This is a genomic window from Candidatus Atribacteria bacterium (assembly GCA_011056645.1).
Taxonomy (GTDB): domain Bacteria; phylum Atribacterota; class Phoenicimicrobiia; order Phoenicimicrobiales; family Phoenicimicrobiaceae; genus Sediminicultor; species Sediminicultor quartus.
Window position 1 is genome coordinate 1 of record DSEL01000195.1, and the last position, 2001, is coordinate 2001.

Here is a 2001-nt window from a genome sequence, read left to right on the forward strand (position 1 = left end):
GGGATAACACTACTCCCCCATGAGTTTACCATGGAAGCGGGAGAAATAACCGAAACCTTAAAGATGAAGAGATTTGAGATACACAAGAAATATAAAGAAGATATAGATAAAATTTGTGGATAAATTAATTGACCAATTCGCCAATTGACCAATTAAAACCATAAGATGAAAGACAAAATAATAGATCAATTATCCAATTAACTTTGTATTGAATATAAAGTATTGCGCATTGTATATTGTGGGAATAAAATCAAATAGATTATTTGTATTACAAATTAGATTATAAGCATTTTATAAATTATAAGAATTAAATATTTAAATTAAACCAAGGAGTTATGGTTATGAAACTACAAACCTTACCCGAAATGTTAAAAAACAGTGTTAATTTACATGGGAAGAGAATTGCCTTCAAAGTAAAAAAAGAGGAAAAATTTGAACCATTAACTTATCGAAAATTCTATAATAAAGTAGAAATATTTGGAACTGGACTTATTGACATCGGAATAAAAAAATTCGATCATTTGGGCTTAATAAGTGAAAATCGCCTTGAATGGATTATTGCTGATTTGGCCATTATCAATTTGCGCGCTGTGGATGTCCCTTGCAGCGGAACAAGCTCACTACATGATATTCAATTCAAGCTTAACCATTCTGATTCTATCGCTGCCATCCTAGAAGGAGAAAAACAGTGGGCAGAATTTTATAGCATTGCCCATAATCTTCCTAAAATAAAACAAATCATCTTAATGGATAAGATCAAACTATTTTCAGATGAAGAAGATGCTATGGAATGGACTACCTCACTTCCATTTGAAGAGGGGGAAAAAATCAGTAAAAAATTCCTTGCTGCCATTCATTACATGACAAGAAATCAGAGTAAAATATTTTTCCTATCTAAAAAGGCTAAAACCTTTTTAAAAAAATATTTGGAAGATAATATTGATGAGATTATAAAATTTACCAAATCTAAAGATGACCACGATTTCATTCAAAATAGTCTACTTGAAAGAATGATAGTTATAGAAAAAAATTATAATGAGATACATACTCCGGCAATTTTTTCTTTTGAGGAAATAAACAGATTGGGAGAAAAGTTATTAAATAAAGGAGATACAAGGTTTTCAGAAATATCTAAAACTGCTCTCCCTGAAGATTTGGTTACTATTATCTATACTTCCGGGACTACCGCTGACCCCAAGGGAGTTATGCTTACGAATTCCAACTTTATACATAATGTCAGGGTAACTCCTCCAGCACAGGAACTGAACGAAAAAGATAGATGGTTATCGGTTCTACCTTCCTGGCATATTTTTGAGCGAACAGCGGAATATCTCGCTCTAAGCACAGGAGCTTCAACCGCTTACAGTAAACCCTTTAAACAAGTTCTCCTCCCAGATTTGAAAGATGAGAAACCAACAATTATATGTAGTGTCCCCCGAGTCTGGGAAAGTGTGTACAAAGGAATCATGGATAATATTAAAAAAGGAAACTCTCTGCAAAAAATTATATTTAATTGGGCTATTAAACTTGGGGGAAAATATAAAGAAGCAGAAGGAATTTTAAATAATACTATTCCCTTATTTGATAGGGCTGAACATACTCTTGAAGAAATAAACCAGGCTAAAAGTATAGTTAAAAAATTAGACTGGAAATACAGAATTGCTGATAAATTAGTCTTTAAAAAGATTAGAGAGTTAACCGGGGGAGAATTAAGATTCGCTATCAGCGGGGGCGGAGCCCTTTTGGAAGCTATAGATATATTTTTCAATATAGTGGGAATTATAGTCTGTGAAGGATATGGATTAACTGAAACTTCACCTGTTCTAACCGCCAGAAATCCTAAAAATAGGATTATGTTTAGCGTAGGACCCCTCCTTTCGGAAGTAGAAATAAAAATTGTCGATAAAGATAATCATAGTAAAGAAGTGGCTAATGGTGAAATGGGTATTGTGTTTGCCAAAGGCCCGATGGTTATGAAAGGCTATTACAAAAACGAGGAAA

General features: G+C 33.0%; 1 protein-coding gene. It reads left to right on the top strand.

The window, feature by feature from the left end; all coding sequences use genetic code 11:
- Window positions 1-341: 341 nt before the first annotated feature.
- Window positions 342-2001: long-chain fatty acid--CoA ligase (locus ENO17_09305; GenBank protein HER25231.1), on the top strand; the 1660-nt coding region annotated here is incomplete at its 3' end.